Source organism: Citrobacter sp. RHB35-C17 (assembly GCF_013816795.1).
GTDB classification, from domain to species: Bacteria; Pseudomonadota; Gammaproteobacteria; order Enterobacterales; family Enterobacteriaceae; genus Citrobacter_A; species Citrobacter_A amalonaticus.
Genome location: NZ_CP057150.1, coordinates 3,562,649 through 3,582,486 on the forward strand (window position 1 = coordinate 3,562,649; position 19,838 = coordinate 3,582,486).

General features: G+C 46.4%; 19 protein-coding genes and 3 pseudogenes. 19 read left to right on the forward strand and 3 right to left on the reverse strand.

Translation table 11 applies throughout. The features are described from left to right. Nucleotides 1-426: 426 nt before the first annotated feature. On the forward strand, nucleotides 427-1,302 hold the full coding sequence (locus HVZ37_RS17005) for a site-specific DNA-methyltransferase (protein ID WP_220132972.1): 876 nt from the start codon (nucleotides 427-429) through the stop codon (nucleotides 1,300-1,302). On the opposite strand, the gene HVZ37_RS17010 is transcribed toward HVZ37_RS17005, so the two are convergent. Further along, entirely contained in the window at nucleotides 1,299-1,886 is a 588-nt protein-coding gene (locus HVZ37_RS17010) for a ScaI family restriction endonuclease (protein WP_151085528.1), read from the reverse strand. The genes HVZ37_RS17005 and HVZ37_RS17010 overlap by 4 nt on opposite strands. 272 nt (nucleotides 1,887-2,158) lie before the next feature. Between HVZ37_RS17010 and HVZ37_RS17015 the strand changes: the two genes are divergently transcribed. From HVZ37_RS17015 to avs2, 15 genes and pseudogenes are all read left to right on the forward strand, one after another. After that, entirely contained in the window at nucleotides 2,159-3,034 is an 876-nt protein-coding gene (locus HVZ37_RS17015) for a GTPase family protein (protein ID WP_047667671.1), read from the forward strand. Between the two features lie 260 nt (nucleotides 3,035-3,294). Then, the gene (locus HVZ37_RS17020; protein WP_000075763.1) at nucleotides 3,295-4,008 is read left to right on the forward strand and encodes a WYL domain-containing protein; all 714 of its coding nucleotides are present in this window, start codon (nucleotides 3,295-3,297) and stop codon (nucleotides 4,006-4,008) included. After that, a complete protein-coding gene (locus HVZ37_RS17025) occupies nucleotides 4,005-4,640 on the forward strand; it encodes a hypothetical protein (protein ID WP_047667669.1) in 636 nt (211 codons plus the stop codon). The genes HVZ37_RS17020 and HVZ37_RS17025 overlap by 4 nt, the downstream gene beginning before the upstream one ends. Nucleotides 4,641-4,678: 38 nt before the next feature. Continuing rightward, a complete protein-coding gene (locus tag HVZ37_RS17030; protein WP_181627780.1) occupies nucleotides 4,679-5,134 on the forward strand; it encodes a YfjS/YafY family lipoprotein in 456 nt (151 codons plus the stop codon). Continuing rightward, the gene (locus HVZ37_RS17035) at nucleotides 5,131-5,580 is read left to right on the forward strand and encodes an IrmA family protein (RefSeq protein WP_181627781.1); all 450 of its coding nucleotides are present in this window, start codon (nucleotides 5,131-5,133) and stop codon (nucleotides 5,578-5,580) included. The genes HVZ37_RS17030 and HVZ37_RS17035 overlap by 4 nt, the downstream gene beginning before the upstream one ends. A 71-nt stretch (nucleotides 5,581-5,651) precedes the next feature. Further along, nucleotides 5,652-5,883 (forward strand): annotated as a pseudogene (locus HVZ37_RS17040) (DUF905 domain-containing protein). A gap of 98 nt (nucleotides 5,884-5,981) precedes the next feature. Further along, nucleotides 5,982-6,803, forward strand: a complete 822-nt coding sequence (locus HVZ37_RS17045; RefSeq protein WP_087835510.1) for a DUF932 domain-containing protein — start codon at nucleotides 5,982-5,984, stop codon at nucleotides 6,801-6,803. Between the two features lie 30 nt (nucleotides 6,804-6,833). Next, a complete protein-coding gene (locus HVZ37_RS17050; protein ID WP_181627782.1) occupies nucleotides 6,834-7,277 on the forward strand; it encodes an antirestriction protein in 444 nt (147 codons plus the stop codon). Between the two features lie 12 nt (nucleotides 7,278-7,289). Beyond that, nucleotides 7,290-7,832 carry a DNA repair protein RadC gene (radC, locus tag HVZ37_RS17055; protein WP_101427267.1) on the forward strand — a complete coding sequence of 181 codons (543 nt, stop codon included), beginning with the start codon at nucleotides 7,290-7,292 and terminating at the stop codon, nucleotides 7,830-7,832. Next, nucleotides 7,829-8,050, forward strand: coding sequence for a DUF987 domain-containing protein (locus HVZ37_RS17060; RefSeq protein ID WP_181627783.1), 222 nt, complete (start codon nucleotides 7,829-7,831; stop codon nucleotides 8,048-8,050). Before radC ends, HVZ37_RS17060 begins: the two co-directional genes overlap by 4 nt. Before the next feature lie 25 nt (nucleotides 8,051-8,075). After that, on the forward strand, nucleotides 8,076-8,441 hold the full coding sequence (locus HVZ37_RS17065; RefSeq protein WP_181627784.1) for a type IV toxin-antitoxin system YeeU family antitoxin: 366 nt from the start codon (nucleotides 8,076-8,078) through the stop codon (nucleotides 8,439-8,441). Between the two features lie 38 nt (nucleotides 8,442-8,479). Continuing rightward, nucleotides 8,480-8,809, forward strand: a complete 330-nt coding sequence (locus tag HVZ37_RS17070; protein ID WP_181627785.1) for a TA system toxin CbtA family protein — start codon at nucleotides 8,480-8,482, stop codon at nucleotides 8,807-8,809. A gap of 367 nt (nucleotides 8,810-9,176) precedes the next feature. Next, nucleotides 9,177-10,423: pseudogene (locus HVZ37_RS17075) on the forward strand (integrase domain-containing protein). A 1-nt stretch (nucleotide 10,424) separates the two neighbouring features. Beyond that, nucleotides 10,425-11,069 (forward strand): hypothetical protein, encoded by a 645-nt coding sequence (locus HVZ37_RS17080; RefSeq protein ID WP_015958821.1) that lies wholly within the window; start codon nucleotides 10,425-10,427, stop codon nucleotides 11,067-11,069. A gap of 162 nt (nucleotides 11,070-11,231) precedes the next feature. Next, nucleotides 11,232-15,704 (forward strand): AVAST type 2 anti-phage system protein Avs2, encoded by a 4,473-nt coding sequence (avs2, locus tag HVZ37_RS17085; RefSeq protein ID WP_181627786.1) that lies wholly within the window; start codon nucleotides 11,232-11,234, stop codon nucleotides 15,702-15,704. A gap of 261 nt (nucleotides 15,705-15,965) precedes the next feature. Here avs2 and HVZ37_RS17090 read toward each other — a convergent pair. Continuing rightward, a protein-coding gene (locus HVZ37_RS17090; protein WP_181627787.1) for an IS3 family transposase occupies nucleotides 15,966-17,077 on the reverse strand; the annotation gives its coding sequence in 2 pieces (ribosomal slippage) (nucleotides 15,966-16,816 and nucleotides 16,816-17,077; 1,113 coding nt in all). An 84-nt stretch (nucleotides 17,078-17,161) separates the two neighbouring features. Here HVZ37_RS17090 and HVZ37_RS17095 point away from each other — a divergent pair. Together HVZ37_RS17095 and HVZ37_RS17100 are read left to right on the forward strand one after the other, a co-directional pair. After that, nucleotides 17,162-17,635: pseudogene (locus tag HVZ37_RS17095) on the forward strand (phage baseplate assembly protein V); the annotation flags it as partial. Continuing rightward, entirely contained in the window at nucleotides 17,632-17,778 is a 147-nt protein-coding gene (locus tag HVZ37_RS17100; RefSeq protein ID WP_249418389.1) for a hypothetical protein, read from the forward strand. The pseudogene HVZ37_RS17095 and the gene HVZ37_RS17100, both read left to right, overlap by 4 nt. Here HVZ37_RS17100 and HVZ37_RS17105 read toward each other — a convergent pair. Beyond that, the gene (locus HVZ37_RS17105; RefSeq protein ID WP_071844616.1) at nucleotides 17,734-17,898 is read right to left on the reverse strand and encodes a type II toxin-antitoxin system CcdA family antitoxin; all 165 of its coding nucleotides are present in this window, start codon (nucleotides 17,896-17,898) and stop codon (nucleotides 17,734-17,736) included. The genes HVZ37_RS17100 and HVZ37_RS17105 overlap by 45 nt on opposite strands. Before the next feature lie 953 nt (nucleotides 17,899-18,851). Between HVZ37_RS17105 and HVZ37_RS17110 the strand changes: the two genes are divergently transcribed. Beyond that, nucleotides 18,852-19,721: an integrase domain-containing protein gene (locus HVZ37_RS17110; protein WP_181627789.1), complete on the forward strand. Its 870-nt coding sequence runs from the start codon at nucleotides 18,852-18,854 to the stop codon at nucleotides 19,719-19,721. Nucleotides 19,722-19,838: the final 117 nt, after the last annotated feature.

The following is a 19,838-nucleotide window of genomic DNA, read 5'->3' on the forward strand; positions in this document are numbered from 1 at the left end:
ATAATTACTCCAAATAATTTCAGATAGATATCATCACTGTGAATCCTCCCGCATCCTTACCGGATTGCGGGGTTTTATGTTTTTTCACAGAGATCACCTTATGAATTAATCTAAAGGCCTTCAGGCCATCGAAAAGCCGCTTGCGCCTCTACCCTGCCTTACGTTTTCCGTAGTCACGTTTTTGAACACTGACGTAAATCCAACACATTACGAACCAATGTTGGGCATTATGAAAATTCGCAGTTGAATAAGAAGTTTCAACTTAAATCACTGTTTCAACTGTATTTTACACGACGAACAATGTCAGATTCTGAATCTTACCGAGGTAAAAATATTTCTAAATGTAACAATTTATGTACTCTATCGTAGGTAGGAATTTTTTTCTTCACCTGATAAAATCACTTAAAATGAAGTTTAGGAATTTCTATGACTAGCAAAACTATGAAAAAACAAGTATTTGAAAACATTATTGATACGTTGGGTCAACCATTTTATAGGGATGATCGAACAGCGCTTTATCATGGTGACTGTATTGACATTATGTCTCAAATTCCCCATAACTCAGTGGATTTGACCATTACTTCACCCCCTTACAATATCGGCAAGGCGTATGAAGAAATACAAGATGTTCATAAATATGTTGAATGGTGCATTACATGGTTGAAAAATATTTATGATATTACTGTCTATAATGGTGCTCTTGCATTAAATGTGGGTTATCTAGAGGTGCCAAACAAAGGCTACGCTGTGCCAATACCATATTTATTATGGGATAAAACACCATTTTATTTACATCAAGAAATTGTATGGAATTATGGGGCTGGCGTTGCTTCTCGCAAACGTCTGTCACCAAGGAACGAAAAAGTTCTTTGGTTTTTGAAAGATCCTAAGAACTATACATTTAATTTAGATCTAATCAGAGACCCAAATGTAAAGTATCCAAACCAAAAGAAAAATGGAAAGCTTAAGTGTAATCCTTTAGGAAAAAATCCGTCTGATGTCTGGCAGATCGCCAAAGTTACGTCTGGGAAAAATAGGTCATCTCAGGAAAGAGCCCCTCATCCAGCACAGTTTCCTCTGGAGCTAATTAACAGGCTGATGAATGGTTTTTCGAACGAAGAGGAAATTGTTCTCGATCCGTTTTTAGGATCAGGAACAACAGCAGAAAGTTCAATGATAAATGGTCGCTATGTTATTGGCATAGAAATAAATAAAGAATATTTACTCTATGCCAAAAATAGACTGCAGCGTAAAACAGAAGATATTTCTCTAACATTGGCCCAACAACCATTGTTAGTTTAGCCATAGAGAGTGATAAACTTATTCTGGTAAGTATGAGAGGCTAAACGAGCCTGCTGACCGGTGCTTGATGACTGCGCAATCCAGTCCGTATGTGCAAGCCACCCAAATCGAATTTTTAAAATTTGTGGGGTGGCGTTTGCTTGGGAGAAAGGTTGGAAATTAACTGCAAGATAAAATCCATCTTTAATTTTTCCTTCTCCATTTTGCGGCTGTGCATAACTTCTATTCCCAAAAATCTGGCTGGAATTTGAAGAAGTTTTCAACTCTATTGAAAGAGAGTTGTCATACTTACAAACTATATCTTTATCATTTTTATTTTCTTCTTTTCTCCATTGCTGAGGAAATTGAGCTTCGATAGCCGCTGGAATTAACTCATGCAGAATGGCACCAATGATTTGAGGCTTAGGGAAAATATCCACACCAATTTTTAGATCATGCATTCCAAAGGATGTATTAAATAAACCTCTCCATGAGTCCATGACCAAACTAACCAAGTGAGGAGTTAAAGGATGATTATTAACTAAGTATGAAGTGAGTTCTTGCCATTGAGATTCAGGGATATTTAGGTATGGATTAACGTTCATCTCTCTTTCCTTGTCATGTAATTATTTTTTATAATTTTATCATGTTTAAGATGAAAATCAAAGAGTTATGATACCTATCACTTTAAAGGCATTGTTTCAGTCTCCTTGTAGCACTGGGCGCTTGTCAAACTCAACCCCACTCAATTGCCACAACCTAGATTACAGATAGGTTCATATGCCAAATAATTTCAGAAAGATATTATCTCCGTGAATCCCCCCCGCCTCCCTGACCGGAGTGCGGGGATTTTTCTTTTTCACGCTGAGAACCCTGTATGACTAGACCTCACGGCCTTCAGGCCCTTGAACAACCGCTGGCATCACTTCCTGAGACGCTTCGCCAGCTGATTCTTGAACGCATTCAGAACCTCACCCACTACGAGCCTGTGATTGGCATCATGGGTAAGAGCGGTGTCGGTAAGTCTTCGCTCTGTAACGAACTCTTCCGGGGAGAAATCTCCCCCGTCAGTGATGTGAACGCCTGTACCCGTGCCGTGCTGCGCTTCCGGCTACGCAGCGGGCGTCACAGTCTGGTGATTGTTGATTTGCCGGGCGTGGGCGAAAACGGACAACGGGACCAGGAATACCGCGCCCTGTACCGGCGTATGCTGCCGGAACTGGACCTGGTGTTGTGGGTCATTAAGGCCGATGACCGGGCGCTGTCGGTGGACGAGCATTTCTGGCGCGGCGTGATGCAGCCTTACCAGCAGCAGGTGTTGTTCGTGATTAACCAGGCCGACAAAATAGAACCCTGCCACGAATGGGATACCCGAACCAGCACGCCTTCAGCACAGCAATGGGCAAATCTTCAGGAAAAGCAGGTAGCCATTACCGCGATGTTTAAACCACATCATCCTGTCTGCATGGTGTCCGCGCTGGCCGGATGGGGCACTGAGGAGATGGTGGGCACCATGATGCGCAGTCTGCCGGACCGCGCCGCCAGCCCGGTGGCGACACAGTTGCATGGGCAGCTCTGTACGGAGGCGGTCAGGTCGCAGGCCCGTGACGGCTTCGGTGCGGCCGTGGGCCGGGTGTTTGATACGGCGGAGTCTTCGTCGTTTCTGTCCGCCCCGCTGAAAACGGTGATGCGTACTGTGCGTGATGCGGTCGTGTCGGTGGCCCGGGCCGTCTGGGACTGGATTTTCTTCTGAATGAGTCAAAGGTCATCTGGTCCGTAGTGGATTACTCTGTTTATTCATCATCCTGCAGATGATTTTTATGTGGCAGACATAACCTGTCTGCACCAGCAAAAGATACCACCGGTCATAAGCACGTTACTGCTGCCAACAGGGCACCCAGACGGCCTTTTCGCGCCAGGCGCTTCGCAACGTATCACGGACATAACCTGTCAGTCTCATCCTTTACAGTAATACCTTCTTAATTAATCACTTACCCAACACGGAGATAATACATGTCTCAGGCTGAGCGTCGTTATGACCGCCTGTCTGTCCGGCTTTCGCTGATTATCAGCCGTCTGCTCGCGGGGGAAACGCTGAATATGCGCAAACTGGCGACGGAGTTTGGGGTCTCGGAGCGTACCCTGCATCGTGATTTCCGCGAGCGTCTGATTTATCTCGACCTCGAATATCAGAATGGCTGCTGCCGTCTGCTGAGCGGGGGACGACACGAGATTCAGGCCGGGGCAGCAATGCAGTTTGCCCGTCAGTCAGGCACTGACGCGCTGTTTCCTGAGATGGACCACCATCTGGTCAGCTCATTACTAAGCGGTCGGGGCACCCCACCATGCCTTATCTGGCATCAGGGTGCACCCATACCGCCTTCCCGCCCGGGCATCTTCACCCGACTGGTCAGGGCGGTATCAGAACAGCGAAGGGTAACCCTCCTGGCTGACGGGTGCCGTTGCGACAGCCTTGCTCCCTACCGGCTGATTTTCAGTTCCGGTGAGTGGTTTCTGGCAGGAGAACACCTCGGCAGGATAACCATTTTTGCACTGCACACTGTTCACTCTGTGATGTTTCACCCGGAAACCTTCACACCAGACGGACATTTCACCCGCATCCTGTCACGCCCGGATTTTTTACAGGCGTTACCTCATTTTCATCTTTTTCATTCACTGCTCGCTGACGACAGTTACGGGCAGATTATCCATAAGGAACAGGTATGAAATTACTCACCACAGCGGCGCTGGTCGCCAGTCTCAGCATTATCTCAGCGCCCCCGGTCCTCGCTGAAAATATCGTGGGTTCAGTCAGAACCTGGAAGTCCATGCAGGCAGATGGCTGGAAATCCGCTGATGGATACGATGATAACCATATGCATAACGCACTCTATCAGGCGGTTGTACTCGACAATTATCCCTGGACGAATCACTTTTTTCTTCGCAGCAGAGATGGAGGCTCGCTTTATCTGGCAGACAAAAAATCCCTGACGGTCAGATACATTGATATAAAACCCCGTGACGAATATCCGCTACATCTCCGGATTATTTATCAGGGCAATAATGAAGGACAGGGCTGTTATTTCGCTGTCGTTGATGACCGGATGGCTAACTACTGGACAGCCGTTGAAGACAAGCTGCTCTACCAGTATCCCGCCGTTGAAAATGTTGATGAAAAAGCGGCTGAACTCAAAAAACAGTTCACGCCGGAAGTCATGATGATGGTAAAGGACAATTGTGTTAACAAACGGCAGCAGGCAGCGCTTGCAGCCCGGCGTACTGAAAAAGACAGGGAATTGCAACAGTGGGTGGCACAGCAGAGTCTTGCTGAGCTATGCCGTCGTACCGGTAACTGCTGACGCAGTCAAAACGATATTATCAGCAAGAGATCAACGTCATGAAAAAAACATACCCACGTATTGTTGTCACTGTTCTGGCCGTTATCAGTGCTATCAGTGTTTCCGGTTGTGACAGCAAGGAAGATGCTGGCGTGAAAGCGATAGCCAGGTTTAAGGACCTGACTCCACCACCGTTCAGCAAGGTTGTCTCGCATAAATCCGATATTGCCCGGGAATGGGTAAAGAAGGATGCCTTTGGTACACCGCAATATACGGTGATGAAAACCCGCCAGTCACCGGAAGGCTGTGAGTCAGGCAATTATTACTACATTGCTGACATGCAGCAGAAAACAGTACAGCCACTGATGGCAGCCCTGTGCCTTGCGGACAATATCACCCTGAGTTTCAGGATTGAAACCGACAGCTATACGGGTGAAAAATCGGTGGTGTATTCGCACGATGGTAAGGAAACGGGAAAACTCTATCTGCCGGATAATCAGGAGAAAAATCCATGAAGAAGCTGAAAGGCGTTATCTCATTTTTCGCTCTGAGCCTTTGTCTGCTGTCACCGGCTCAGGCCGAAGAACAGCGTTACATCAGTATCCGCAACATAGACATGGTCTGGGTGCCAGGCAATGTCTGCGTCTGGCAGTTTCGCCTGGACAACGGCGGAAGTGGTGAAGGATTCGGGCCTTTGACACTTTCCCTGCGTCTGAAAGATAAAGGGGGGAACACGCTGGCGATGGGGAATATGGCAGTGGCTGCATTTGGCGACAGCGATGCCACTCGCTCTCAGGAAGCCTGGCTGGAGAACGAATGCGTGGAAAACGTCAGTTCCGTCGAAATCATGAAGGCAACGGAAGCCTCTGATGGTTACCAGACTGACCTGCCGCTGTCAGTGTTTGATCCGCAGTATTATCACCCACTACCGGTGTCGGTTGCCGGAGGTAAGACATCCTGATGCCATCATTACTCGTCCGTTTCAGCCCCTGTCGCTTATGCCACAGGGGCTTTTTGTTTTAAGGAGCCAGTATGACTGAACTTACTGAATTACCTGAGGGGCCATTTACGCGCCAGCAGGCAGAGGCGGTTGCGTCTCAATATACCAGTGTTGCTATAGAGGATTAGCAAGGGGACACATTTCCGTCTGGTTATCCGTCATGAGTGTCGCATGGTCTGGCGAGCCTGGAACTTTGAGTCGGATGCCAGTTACTGGCTGAACCGGTATATCACTCGTTATGGCATCCGCAAATTTCCTGCATAACCACCACCAGCACATCATCGATATAAACAAAGTCAGGCTACACCTCCTTCGGGAAGTGTGGCCTTTTGTCTTTTTACCCACTGCATAAGGAGTTACCCATGCGATTAGCCAGCCGCTTTGGCCGTATAAACCAGATACGCCGTGACCGGCCTCTGACCTACGAAGAGCTGATGAGTCATGTCCCCAGCGTGTTCGGGAGTGACAAACATGAATCTCGTTCAGACAGGTACACCTACATCCCGACCATCACCATCCTTGAAAGCCTGCAGCGTGAAGGCTTTGAGCCGTTCTTTGCCTGCCAGACGAAGGTTCGGGACCAGAGCAAGCGGGAGCACACCAAACACATGCTTCGCCTGCGTCGTGCCGGTCAACTGTCCGGACATCAGGTGCCGGAAATCATTCTACTTAACAGCCATGACGGCTCATCAAGCTACCAGATGTTGCCGGGGCTGTTTCGAGGCGTCTGTACCAATGGTCTGGTCTGCGGCCAGTCATTCGGAGAAGTGCGGGTACCGCATAAAGGCAATGTCGTCGAGAAGGTGATTGAAGGGGCTTACGAAGTGCTCGGGGTCTTTGACCGGGTGGAGGAGAAGCGCGATGCGATGCAGTCACTGGCGCTGCCAGCCCCGGCCCGTAACGCCCTGGCGAATGCCGCGCTGAAGTATCGCTTTGGTGAAGACCACCAGCCGGTCACGGTATCGCAGTTGCTGACCCCACGTAGGCGGGAGGACTACAGCGATGACCTGTGGACCGTATACCAGCGCGTGCAGGAGAACCTGATGAAAGGAGGTCTGTCAGGGCGAACCACTCAGGGGAAAAGCAGCCGCACCCGTGCTGTTACCGGCATTGACGGCGATGTGAAACTCAATCGCGCCCTGTGGGTTATGGCAGAAAACATGCTCGAATTTTTCGGGCGTTAAACAACCGTTCCGGCATAAGGAGATAGTTCAATGAATACACAAAATCATCAGTTCGCGGAGCATACCGCAATTACTGCCTCAGTGGTCCCTGACGAGTTACGCATCGGCTTCTGGCCGCAGCACTTTGGCTCCATCCCACAATGGATAACCCTTGAGCCCCGAATCTTTGCCTGGATGAGCCGTCTGTGTGTCGATTATCACGGTGGTATCTGGAACTTTTCGACGCTCAGCAACGGCGGTGCTTTCATGGCTCCTGAGTCAGAGCACGATAAGACGTGGGCATTGTTCAACAGCATGAACGGCAACGGCGCTGAACTTACTGGCGAAGCGGCAGGGATAGTCGCCTGCCTGATGGCTTACAGCCACCACGCCTGTCGCACCGAGTGTGACGCGATGACTGAGCACTATTATCGCTTACGCGACTACGCGCTAAACCATCCGGAATGCAGCGCCATTATGCATCTAATCGACTGAGGAATACCTGACATGAATACCGCATTATCCCCGGTGTCAACGCAGCCTGAACCCTTTCCACTGGCGATTATGGCCCCGCATGGTTATTTGCTCCCTGCGACCTCCGGATTAACCCCCTATGCCCAACGCACCATTCGCCGCGCTATCAATCTACTGGATAAATATCTGCGTCAGTCCGGCATATCCTTTACCTCAAGTACGGCAGCCCGTGACTGGCTTCGGTTACAGCTGGCAGGACAAGAACGGGAAGTGTTTATGGTGCTCTATCTCGATAACCAGCACTGTTTATTGGAGAGCGAAACGCTGTTTGCTGGTTCGATTAACCATGTCCAGGTCCATCCCCGTGAGGTAGTGAAGTCAGCGCTTCGCTTCAATGCTGCAGCTGTCGTACTGGCGCATAACCATCCATCCGGTGACCCGGAGCCCAGCCAATGCGACCGCAACATTACGGGCAGGCTTAAAGAAGCGCTGGCACTGGTTGATGTGAACACGCTCGATCATCTGGTCATCGGTTCAGAGGGCATTGTGTCGTTCGCAGAGCGAGGCTGGATATGAAAATCATCAGCAAACGCCAGGCAATGACCCTGTACCGGCAACATCCTGGCTCCCGACTGTTTCGCTTCAGTACGGGCAAATATAAATGGTCAGGTAGTATCTGCCATTATGCTGGTCGGGAAATTCAGGACATACGTGGCGTTCTGGCCGTGTTTGCTGAACGTCGTCAGGACCGCAATGGTCCCTATGTGATTCTTCGTAGCGTCACTCTCAATTAATCCTTCCCTTTTATCAGGAACAATAATGAACAATCACTCCGAATCCGGTACTAAGCCGGAGAGTCCCGCCTGCCAGCTGTGGGGACTAAAACGTGCTATTACCCCCTGTTTTGGGGCTCGTCTGGTACAGGAAGGCAATCGGGTGCATTTTCTCGCTGACCGCGCCGGGTTTAACGGTGCTTTCAGTGACAACGATGCATTGCGCCTCGACCAGGCCTTTCCGTTGATGCTCAAACAACTGGAGTTGATGCTGATTAGCAGCGAGCTCAATCCCCGCTATCAGCACTGCGTCACGCTTTACCACAACGGACTCACCTGCGAAGCCGACACACTCGGCTCCTGTGGCTATGTCTACATTGCTATCTATCCTGAGCAAACTGAGCCGCATTAACTCACCACTTATTCCCTAAACATCATAGAGTAAACATCATGCAAACCTTATCATCACACCCGACGCAGGCGGCTCAGCCCTGCCTGTCACCCATTGAAATCTGGCAGTGCCTGCTAACTCATCTGTTGTCGCAGCACTATGGCCTGACGCTGAATGACACACCGTTCAGTAATGAAACCACCATACGAGAACATATTGATGCTGGAGTATCGCTCAGCGATGCGGTGAACTTTCTGGTAGAAAGATACGGGCTTGTCCGTATCGACCGGAAGGGATTTTCGTGGCAAGAACAAACCCCGTATATTTCCGTAGTGGATATTCTGCGAGCAAGGCGCTCTACCGGCTTGCAAAAAACTAACGTGAAATAAACGCTTAAATACAGAGCAGACTAAAGGAAAGCAAAATGCTAATCTCACAGACGAAGAGACTCCTGCTGTAACCTCCCCTCCCCTGCAAAAAACCTGACATTTTCTTTTAGGACCAACAATGGGACCAAAATGAAAATTGAATTGATTATTAGCACATATAAAACAAATAGTTATAAAACCAATTCAGACTCCGCCAGCCCAAACATTCATTCATGATGCATCATGAACCTTAAAAAAGCCTGTAACTTCAACGAGTTGCAGGATTTTTTGTTGCATGTGTGGTCATGATCTCTGTATGAATCTTGACCTTTTGGCACCATGTTTAGCACCACGGTATCGTGGGGCTAAAAAAGCGTGGTGCTAAAACATGCCTAAGCAACTGAAACCCTTAACAAATGTGGAGATCGCTGGCGCGAAGCCCCGTAGCACGGACTATGAGCTACGGGACGGTGAAGGCCTGTACTTGCTGGTTAAGACTTCAGGGAGGAAGGCTTGGCATTTCGAGTATTATCATCCCGTCACCAAAAAGCGCACCAAAACCAGCCTTGGCCCTTACCCGGTCGTTACACTGGCCATGGCTCGCGAAACTCGCACGAAATACAGACGACTGCTCTGGCAGGGATCGATCCCCGTCAACATTTAGCAGGGATAGCTGAAGAAAAACGCATCCAGAATGAATGCACGCTGGAAAAAGTTGCGGAACAGTGGCTCAAAGAGAAGAAACGGACCAGCGATCTTAGCGAAGATCACGCCAAAGATGTCTGGCGCTCGTTGGAGATGCACGTCTTCCCTTCTCTGGGTAACACGCCCGTCACCGAGATCCGCCCGAAGATGCTCAAGGAGCACCTCACACCTCTGGAAGAACAAGGCATCCTCGAAACACTGCGACGAGTCATTTCGCGGCTTAATGAAATCTTCCGCTTCGCCATCTCCGAAGAGCTCATCGAGTTCAATCCGGCTGACAACCTGGTCGCCCGCTTCAAAAAACCGAAAAAGCAGAACATGCCCGCCCTCCACCCCAGCGAGCTGGGCAGGCTGATGCTGGCGCTACAGAACGCCTCTATCCGCAAAGAAACCCGCTGCCTTATCGAATGGGAGCTACTGACCTGGGTTCGCCCCGGCGAAGCCGTTAGCGCCCGCTGGTGCGACATCGATATGAAAAAAGCGGAATGGCGCATCCCCGACACCTTTATGAAGATGAACCGTTCGCACACGGTGCCGCTCAGCAAACAGGCGCTGCGCGTTCTTCAGATAATGGAGCCGGTTAGCCGCCATCGCCCATGGGTGTTCCCCAGCATCCGCAAACCACTGGAGCATATGCACCAGCAGACCGCAAACGCCGCGCTTATCCGCATGGGGTTCGGCGGCGAACTGGTTGCCCACGGTATGCGCAGCATCGCCAGAACGGCGGGAGCAGGCCATTTTCCCCGTGAAGTCCTGGAATCTGCACTGGCGCACCAGAAAGAAGACGAGATCGAAGCGGCCTACAACCGCAGCGATTACCTGGAACAAAGGCGACCGCTCATGCAGTGGTGGGGAAACTACGTTGATGCCGCCAGACGGCAGGCATTGCTCGGCGAAGAAGAACCGCTGCGGACCGTAGAAGGAGAATAATGTGACCAGCCCCATTCGTCAGAATCTGTTTGAACGGGAATGCGATATGCCGCTGCTGGAAGCGCGGCATCTCGCCCTTCTGCTTCTCGGCCTCGATGCTTCCCAACCGGCAAACGCCCTGCCGGAAGAACATCAGGAAAATTACCGTATCCTGCACGACGCCATCAGCCGCACCATCAAAGCAACGGGCATGGTCAGCGCCCCGGCGAACAAACGCATGTTCTATGCCGATGAAATGTTTGCCCTGGCCTGGCGGCTTATTGATGACGAACTTACGCCGCCAGAAATTAAGGCCCGCAGCCTGAAGGCAGTGATGAAACTGTCACGCAACAGCCGTGGCCGCAAGTGGCTGAAGACGCTCGGTGACGACGCGCTACCAGATCTCACTACTTCAGCACAACCTTCCCAGCGTGGGATGCATAAACGCGACAAAGCGCGGGAGAATACTGCCAGGCTCTGCTGGCTACTGGTTCAGCTTCTGGTTGAGGAGACTGACGGGCGTTATGGGACGTCTGATAAACCGGCTTCGGATAGGATACTTCGAAAGCTGAGAGCGCTAGCGCAGGAGCGGGAATTGCCGTCAGACGGGCTTGGGCGAGGGACGTTTTATGAGGTGTTGAAAATGGGACGAGAGAAGGAGAAGTAGGTATATACTTCTTGAACAGGGACTGAAATTTGAAGAAGGAAATCTTAACTTCTTATACTATGCTGAGATTCGCAGAGGAACTTTAGAAATACTTTTCTCTTGTGAGGTTCAACCCATATTAGAAGACATGGATATCATCAAAAAATTGAGGGGTAGTTGAGTATGGATCCAATATCAGTTACAACAGTATCAATTTATGTCGCAACAAAATTTATTGATCAGTTCATTGCAGAAGAAGGTTACGGATGGTTAAAAAAGAAATTATTCCCCAAAAACAACTATGTTAACCAACTCTATAGAATAATTGAAGAAACGGCTATTGAATTCGAAAAAAAATTCCCCATCGATAGTATAAAAATTCCATTTTACCAATCTCAACTATTGTTTGAAACATTGAATGAGCATATTTTATTCAAAGAATTACCAGATAAAGATTATTTGTTGCAAAAATTCAGTGAATATCCAAATGTCATCCCACCAACTCAAGAACAACTTGAAACTTTCTATAAAATTTTTTTACTAAAAATAAACAACTGTAAAGAATTAAAAAAACTCCACATTGAGGAGACTTATAAAGATAAGATATTCGATGTAAGCAATGAGATCATTCAGATAAAACTTTTGCTGCAATCATTTGATGAAAAGTTTACTTTTCACTTAAACGATAATTGGTTAAATAATAAAAATAGAGAAGCTATAGCTGATTTAGGAGGACGTTACACACCCGAACTAAATTTAAAATTAGAGATCGCAGATATCTTCGAAGGGCTTGGGAAAACTAACAAATTTTCCAAAATATTTTACGAACATATCGATAATTTCTTGATCAAAGGAAACAATCTTCGAAACTGCGATGAAATACGTGAGCAGTTAGCTTTGATTTCTAAAGCCTTAACAGACACCTCAATTCTGTTTCTAAAAATTGATTTTCACGAATCCAAAAGCATTCCAATCAATAAATTTAATGAATATATCTCAAATTGTCAAAAATACATTTCTGAGGCGGAGTCGACACTATGGAAAATCAAGGAAAAGGAAAATCCGGATAAGACAACAAGTTTTAGCGATAAGTATTCATCAATTTTGAGAGACTTAAGAGAATTTTATTATGAGTGTGACACTTTATATACATTTCTCAATTCTATAACGGTAAAATTATCGAATAACCCATTTCTGCTCCTTGAAGGAGAAGCTGGGATTGGTAAGTCTCATTTGCTTGCTGATATCATCGAATCAAGAATTCAAACAGGATATCCATCTCTATTTTTATTAGGGCAGCAACTTACAACTGATGAATCCCCTTGGGTGCAAATTTTAAAAAGGCTACAGCTAAACACTGTATCCTCAGAATTTCTTGAAAAGCTAAATCTCTATGGTGAAAAACAAGGGAAAAGATTCCTGATATTTATTGATGCAATAAATGAAGGGAATGGTAATATTTTTTGGGAAGATAACATCAATAGCTTCGTTGATGAAATAAGAAGTTTTAAATGGCTTGGCCTTATAATATCAGTCAGATCAACATATAAAGATATTACTATCTCAAACGAACGGATCTCTCGTAATAATTTTGAAATTTATGAACACTTGGGTTTTAAGAATAAAGAGATGGAAGCTGTTAACTTATTTTATGATAATTATAATATAGAAAGACCATCATCACCTAATTTAAATCCAGAGTTTAAAAACCCTTTATTTCTTAAGTTACTATGCGAGGGGATAAAGAAAAGTGGTCTGAAAAAAGTCCCTGTAGGATTTCATGGGATTTCTAAGATCTTAAGTTTTTTTGTTGAAGGCGTAAATAAGTCACTATCCTCTCACAAAAGATATAATTTCGATCCTAGTTTCCCATTAGTTAGTGATGCTCTCAATAAATTAATTAAAGTTAAACTAGCTAATGGCAGAAATAGCATTGCTCTTAAGGATGCTCATACAACTGTCCAGTCTGTTGTTAAAGACTATGTGAACGATAAAACATTTCTCAGCTCTATGATAGATGAAGGAATACTGACCAAAGGTATCGTTCGCAATGAAGACAACTCTGTTGAAGAGGTCGTTTATATATCCTTTGAAAGATTTGATGATCATTTAACAGTTAACTATTTATTAAATGGTGTTGATAATATTGAAGATGAATTTAAAACAGGAGGTTCTCTTCAAAAATACTTCAATGATGAATACAGTTTTTATCGCAATCAAGGAATCATTGAGGCTTTATCTATTCAATCACCAGAAAAATATGGAAAAGAAATTTATGAATTACTGCCTAATTACAGTGACAATTATAATTTAGTGACTGCTTTTATCGATAGCTTAGTTTGGAGGGATTCCGCAGCAATTGATTTTGAAAAAATTAAGCCTTTTGTAAACAAGCAAGTACTCGGTTTCGATAATAGTTTTAGTCATTTTCTTGAGACGCTAATATCTATTTCTGGATTAGAAGAACATCCTTTCAATGCTAATTTCTTACATAACTGGCTATTACAGCATTCTTTACCAAATCGAGATGCCTTTTGGACTACTGCGTTAAAATATAGATATAGTGAAGACTCAGCATTTAAAAATTTGATTGACTGGGCATGGAGTGGGACTGATAAAAGCTATATATCAGATGATTCGATAGAGTTAGTTGCAACCACTCTATGCTGGTTTTTAACTTCAACTAATAGAGAGCTAAGGGATTGTACAACTAAAGCATTGGTTAATTTGTTAGAGGAACGTATCTCCGTTTTAATTAGGATAATCAATAAATTCGATGGAATAAATGATCCATATGTTTGGGAGAGAGTGTTTGCTGTAGCCCTAGGTTGCACATTGCGAACAAAGAATCATAATAAGCTAAGTCAATTGGCAGAGACAGTTTTTGCCAAAGTGTTTCAACCTAAATATGTGTATCCACATATTCTATTACGAGACTATGCGAGAGAGATTATAGAGTATGTTTCACATCTTCAATTGATACCGGAAGGACTCGACCTATCCAAAACTAAGCCGCCATACAAAAGTAAATGGCCTGAAAATATACCAACCAAAGAAGAACTTCAATCACTTTATAAAAAGGATGGGTATTGGTCACTTTGGGGATCCATAATGGGTGGAGGAGATTTTTCTAGATATACTATTGGAACAAATCATAATCACTCAAATTGGTCTGGTTGTAAATTTGGTGAAACTCCTATTAATCGCAAAAAAATTTTTAACGATTTTCTAGGTCAATTGTCAGACGAACAAAAAGCGCTCTACGACTCTACAGACCCTATTATTTACGATAAAAATTATAAAAGCATTTCATTCGGTAATACACTTATTAAATATGGTGTAGCAATAGGTAGAAAGAGTGAGGAGGAAGTTCTTTCCCATAAATCCGTGTTCAAGAAATCATTGTCAGAGGACTTATTAGCTACATTTGAAAGAGACATAGAAAAATATTTAGATCACAATAATAATCTGCTCGAAACCGATAAATATTTTGATCTAAGAATTGCTGAACGCATGATTTTTAATCGTGTTATTAACCTTGGTTGGGATCCAAAACTTCATGGTGATTTTGATAAGCAGGTAGGCTCTGGGCGCGGACGAAGAGAATCGTTACAAGAGCGAATTGGGAAAAAATATCAATGGATTTCTTACTATGAATATATGGCAATGCTTTCTGATAATTTTATTCGTTTTGATGGGTATGGAGATGAACGCAAAGAAAATCCTTATCAAGGACCTTGGGATCCATATGTAAGAGATATAGATCCAACCATTTTAATCAAAAATACAGGAACAAAAGAGTTAACCCAACAAGAAATGTGGTGGGATACTAAAGAAGTATTTGATTGGGATTGTACTTTTCAAGAATGGGTTAGCAATCCTTCCACGATAAGTAATCCATATGGACTGATTGAAGTCAATGACAACAATGGTACTGAATGGTTGATATTAGAAAGCTATCCCTCATGGAAAGAACCTAAAACTATCGGTAATGAAGAGTGGGGGCATCCTCGAAAGGAAGTTTGGTGTCAAATCAGAGGATATTTAGTTAGAACAACAGAATTAAATGCTCTTAAAAATTGGGCAGAAAACCAACACTACATGGGCAGGTGGATGCCAGAAGGAAGCAATAGGTATCAATTATTTAATAGAGAGTATTATTGGTCTGAAGCATTCCATTATTTTAAATCAGATTATTATGGCAGTTTAGATTGGAGTTCTGTAACAGATCAAGATTCTGGAGCTAAAATTGCTGATGTAAGCGTCACATCGATCAATTATTTATGGGAAGAAGAGTTCGATAAATCAAAAACAGATACTTTAAGTTTCCTCAAACCAACTAGTTTAATTTTCGACAAGATGGGCCTCAAAGATGGTAAATATGAAGGTAGTTATGAGGATAAATATGGAAGTATAGTTTGTTTCGCCACTGAAGCTTTAAATAACTCAAAAGCACATTTGTTAATTAAGAAAGAGCCGTTCTTAAAAATGTTGAATGAAAATAATCTAGAAATAGTGTGGACGCTTCTTGGTGAAAAAGGTGTTATCGGTGGGTCCTTAAGTTCAACTCACCAGTATGGTCGTATAGAATTCAGTGGTTTTTTTTCTTACGACGATGGAAAACTGACTGGAGCAAACAAAATATATTCATCTTGATATTTCCTTTAACTTGAAATTGTAGCACAGATAGAGACCTATTTGTGCTGCTAACTAATTCACGACATTCTCATTATCAAGTTTTTATCAATGATTTAGCTTTTAGCTTAACGTTAATGGAGTTTTTGTAGTAGTGCATTGCCATCCGTTAACCTCTGAACATCAACTCCCAATAAGAATCATAGGAATTAAAACTTTCAATTTCAGTAAGTTAACTAAATTCTATTGATTTTGACAGCCAATTGTGTAAATAGACCCGCTTTAGTTCCAGGCATTTTTTGAGATCCCGGCCAAATAATGGTTCTGTCGGTACTCCTCTGGCGTCATATTGTTCAGTGATTCATGCGGGCGTTCACAGTTATATTCTGACACCCATCTTTCCGTGATTTCCCGCACTTCATTCAGCGTTCTGAACAGATAAAAATCGAGTATTTCTGTACGGTATGTTCGGTTAAAGCGCTCAATAAAAGCGTTCTGCGTCGGCTTACCCGGCTGAATAAATTCCAGTTTTACTGCATGTTGCTCTGCCCATTCAGCCAGTACAAGTGAGATAAATTCCGGACCATTGTCCATGCGTAGCATGACTGGATAGCCGCGATTTGCCGCGATCCTGTCGAGTACACGGACCACGCGCAGAGCTGGCAGATTCAGATCGATTTCAATCGACAACGCCTCACGGTTAAAGTCATCAACGACATTGAACGTGCGAAAACGACGACCACAGACCAGGGCATCATGCATAAAATCGACAGACCAGCTCTGGTTCAGCGCTTCCGGTGTGGCCAGTGGCGAGGGATTACGTACTGGCAACCGTTGTTTGCCTTTACGGCGAAAATTCAGCTTCAGCAGACAATAAATACGATGGATCCTTTTGTGATTCCACGGGTATCCCTGCCGCCGCAGAACCTGGAAAAGTTCTGGAAAACCGTACCGTGGGTATCGCTCTGCCACTGCCTGCAACGCGACAATAACGGGTTCGTCACGCGTGGTATCCGGACGGTAATGGTAAACCGTTCTGCTCAGGTTCAGACTCCGGCAGGCCTGACGGATACTGAGTCCAGATGTTGTTATCTGATGAGTAACCAGCTCACGCTTAAAGGCTGGTTTTAAAGCTTTTTTTCGATAACGTCTTTCAGCGCCCGGTTCTCAAGGCTCAGGTCGGCAAACATCTGTTTGAAACGCCGATTCTCGTCCTCAAGATCCTTGATCTTTTTAATATCAGAAGCCTCCATGCCGCCGTATCTGGACTTCCAGTTGTAGTAGGTGGCTTCAGATATATCGGCCTCCCGGCAGACATCCTTAACAGTTCGTCCGGCTTCAACCGATTTAATGACGGCAATGATCTGATGCTCAGTAAAACGGGCTTTACGCATGGCGATCTCCTTTGTTGGCAGATTGATTATGGCGGAGGATCTCTAAATGTGAATGGCACGATTATGCGGGATACTTACAGTAGCTCTCGCACGTGGTGGGCTCCCTCTGTGGGCGAGCAGGTTTTACTGCTGGCCGTGGGCGGCGAGCTCGATACCGCCTTTGTGCTGCCCGGTATTTTCTCTGATGACTACCCCGCACCGTCGGCATCGGCTGATGCATTTCACATTACCTTTCCTGACGGGGCGGTTATCGAGTACGAGCCGGAGACCGGCGCGCTGACCGTAAGCGGCATAAAAACCGCAGACATTACGGCGTCGGATTCCATCGCCGTGACGGTGCCGGTGGTGACGGTGAAAGCGGAGACCCGCATCACCCTCGACACCCCAGAGGTGGTCTGCACCAACAAGCTGACGACCGGGTCACTCGAGGTCACCAAAGGCGGGACGATGAAAGGCAATATTACCCATACCGCCGGATCGCTTTCTTCAAACGGAAAAGTGCTTCATCTGCATAAACACCCCGGCGACAGCGGCGGTGAAACAGGGACACCACTATGACAACACGTTACATCGGCATGAACCGCGAGACAGGGCGCGCTAACACTGACGTTGAGCACGTCGGTCTGGCCGGTCGGCTCTCGCGTGATGCGCCGCGATTAGTCACCACTAAAATGCCCATACTCAGCATGGAAGCTGTTTAGCGCCTCCAGTCCTTCCTGATTTTCTTCTTGCCAGGGAGAACTGGCCTGCTTTTTCGCTTCTGGATCAGAGGGAACTGCGTTCGGCATCACAGTAACATTTCGCGTGGTGCGTTGTATCATTCTGCATCCCCACTCTGTTCGTTTAAGTATTTTAGGTACGGCTGAGATAGCGTGGTTTGAACCATCAGAAAAATTTAAAATCTACGCCCGCAAAGGCTCGCTTTAGCGAGCCTTTGCGGGCGGCATTTCCGGATAATTATTCATGAAAGCCTCACCAAAGATGCAAAACAGCATCGCTGCGTATACGTAAGCATCGGGTTCACAACTCGCACAGAATCCTTCCTGCCATGGCATTCTCTGGACAATATTTTCCTAATCTTCTGATACTCATAAAACCTCATACTGCATCATGATGATAAAGTTATTTATTATCAGTGTATTATGGAAATAAATCAGCTTGACCATCGTATCCACAGTGCTATTTTTACGGTAACTGCCGCAGTCCTGGGACTGCACCCGAGACAGCCATGACCTTAGAGGACTGTGCCTGGCTGCTATGTCAGGTTGGTCAAGCCCTTAACCCCGCAAGCCGGACAATACGGCGGGGGCGTCTCTGACGCAGTCCGGTCGTTGTTGCTGCTATAGCCTGTGCCAGCAAGAGACAGGTTGGTACCGCGTCTTCAGACGGAGCGTATCTCTGCGCCAGTAAACAGGTTGCCTGAAACGGCGGCGCGTCACTTTGGAGACGTAGCAAAACAAAGTGACGCCGACGCACACCGCTGCGCCAGCCGCCGTCTTATCAGGCTTATCGTTGTATTTACCCTCTGACGCCATCATTTCTGCGTCAAAAAGATAACAAGGAGGAATGAACAGTACCGGAGGCGGATCACGACGATCCGGGGGCATCCCTGCTGAGGCAGGCGGCCTGCACACCGTGCAGTACCGTACCCCACCATACCTCAACTCTCGCCTTCCGGCGCACCGGTATTGTTCAGCATGGCGCAGTTTTTTACTGCGACAGCATCCACCACGCGCCGGAAAATATTGCTACCGCATCAGGCGGAGGAGTCAGTATGTCGCGACTGGCACTGGATATGAAAAAACTGGCACACCGCGCAGGTGGCAGCCACAAAACCGTCCACGACCGCGAACGGATGGCGCAGCGTTTTGCCCGTCATCTGCTGACGCAAAATATTCAGGTCACCAGCACCAGCCAACTCAAAGCCAGACACATTGCAGGATATATTCATGAACGGCTGGCACAGGGGATTTCTCTGCGAACACTACAGAATGAAATGGCGATGGTGCGCTCCATTCTGGCTGAAGCCGGACGCACACAACTCAGCCAGTCAGAATTAATCAGCAACCAGTCGCTCGGTATCAGTGGTGCCAGCCGTAACGGGACTCACCGGGCCATTCCGGATGCACTTTACCATCAGGTACTGGACCGGGTTCATCATATCGACGTAGGTCTCGCAGCCAGCCTCCAACTGGCGCGGGTGATGGGGCTGCGCGGTCAGGAAGCGGTACAGTGCTGCCAGTCTCTGAAAACCTGGGATAAACAGCTGGAAAAAGGGGCTGAACGTCTGCCGGTGATCTTTGGCACCAAAGGCGGACGACCGCGTATGACGCAGGTGATTAATCAGGAAGCTGTTCGTCAGGCCGTGAAAGAGGCGCTGAATATTGCCGGGGAGCGTGACGGGCATCTGATTGACAAACCGGATCTGAAATCAGCGATGGACTACTGGCACAACCATCTTCGCGATGCCGGGCTGACGGGCGAATACTCTCCCCACTCTCTGCGCTATGCCTGGGCGCAGGACGCGATCCGATATTACGAAGAGCAAAGTCTGAGCAGTAAAGAGGCGCTGGCGGTGACTTCAACGGATCTGGGTCATGGAGATGGACGGGGAAGATATATAGAGAGGGTTTATATTAAATAGCCCTTAACGCTTGCAAAACTAACCTATGTTAACAAATAATTATAATTTTCTAATTATTTCCACATCTACGATTCGTAAACACATCCTCTATAAGGTACTATTAAAATTTAGCACCAC

What these genes read in the sequence shown, in the direction of transcription:
- HVZ37_RS17005 (WP_220132972.1), top strand. Translation starts at nt 427, where the DNA reads ATGACTAGCAAAACTATGAAAAAACAAGTATTTGAAAACATTATTGAT.
- HVZ37_RS17010 (WP_151085528.1), bottom strand. Translation starts at nt 1,886, where the DNA reads ATGAACGTTAATCCATACCTAAATATCCCTGAATCTCAATGGCAAGAA.
- HVZ37_RS17015 (WP_047667671.1), top strand. Translation starts at nt 2,159, where the DNA reads ATGACTAGACCTCACGGCCTTCAGGCCCTTGAACAACCGCTGGCATCA.
- HVZ37_RS17020 (WP_000075763.1), top strand. Translation starts at nt 3,295, where the DNA reads ATGTCTCAGGCTGAGCGTCGTTATGACCGCCTGTCTGTCCGGCTTTCG.
- HVZ37_RS17025 (WP_047667669.1), top strand. Translation starts at nt 4,005, where the DNA reads ATGAAATTACTCACCACAGCGGCGCTGGTCGCCAGTCTCAGCATTATC.
- HVZ37_RS17030 (WP_181627780.1), top strand. Translation starts at nt 4,679, where the DNA reads ATGAAAAAAACATACCCACGTATTGTTGTCACTGTTCTGGCCGTTATC.
- HVZ37_RS17035 (WP_181627781.1), top strand. Translation starts at nt 5,131, where the DNA reads ATGAAGAAGCTGAAAGGCGTTATCTCATTTTTCGCTCTGAGCCTTTGT.
- HVZ37_RS17045 (WP_087835510.1), top strand. Translation starts at nt 5,982, where the DNA reads ATGCGATTAGCCAGCCGCTTTGGCCGTATAAACCAGATACGCCGTGAC.
- HVZ37_RS17050 (WP_181627782.1), top strand. Translation starts at nt 6,834, where the DNA reads ATGAATACACAAAATCATCAGTTCGCGGAGCATACCGCAATTACTGCC.
- radC (WP_101427267.1), top strand. Translation starts at nt 7,290, where the DNA reads ATGAATACCGCATTATCCCCGGTGTCAACGCAGCCTGAACCCTTTCCA.
- HVZ37_RS17060 (WP_181627783.1), top strand. Translation starts at nt 7,829, where the DNA reads ATGAAAATCATCAGCAAACGCCAGGCAATGACCCTGTACCGGCAACAT.
- HVZ37_RS17065 (WP_181627784.1), top strand. Translation starts at nt 8,076, where the DNA reads ATGAACAATCACTCCGAATCCGGTACTAAGCCGGAGAGTCCCGCCTGC.
- HVZ37_RS17070 (WP_181627785.1), top strand. Translation starts at nt 8,480, where the DNA reads ATGCAAACCTTATCATCACACCCGACGCAGGCGGCTCAGCCCTGCCTG.
- avs2 (WP_181627786.1), top strand. Translation starts at nt 11,232, where the DNA reads ATGGATCCAATATCAGTTACAACAGTATCAATTTATGTCGCAACAAAA.
- HVZ37_RS17100 (WP_249418389.1), top strand. Translation starts at nt 17,632, where the DNA reads ATGACAACACGTTACATCGGCATGAACCGCGAGACAGGGCGCGCTAAC.
- HVZ37_RS17105 (WP_071844616.1), bottom strand. Translation starts at nt 17,898, where the DNA reads ATGATACAACGCACCACGCGAAATGTTACTGTGATGCCGAACGCAGTT.
- HVZ37_RS17110 (WP_181627789.1), top strand. Translation starts at nt 18,852, where the DNA reads ATGTCGCGACTGGCACTGGATATGAAAAAACTGGCACACCGCGCAGGT.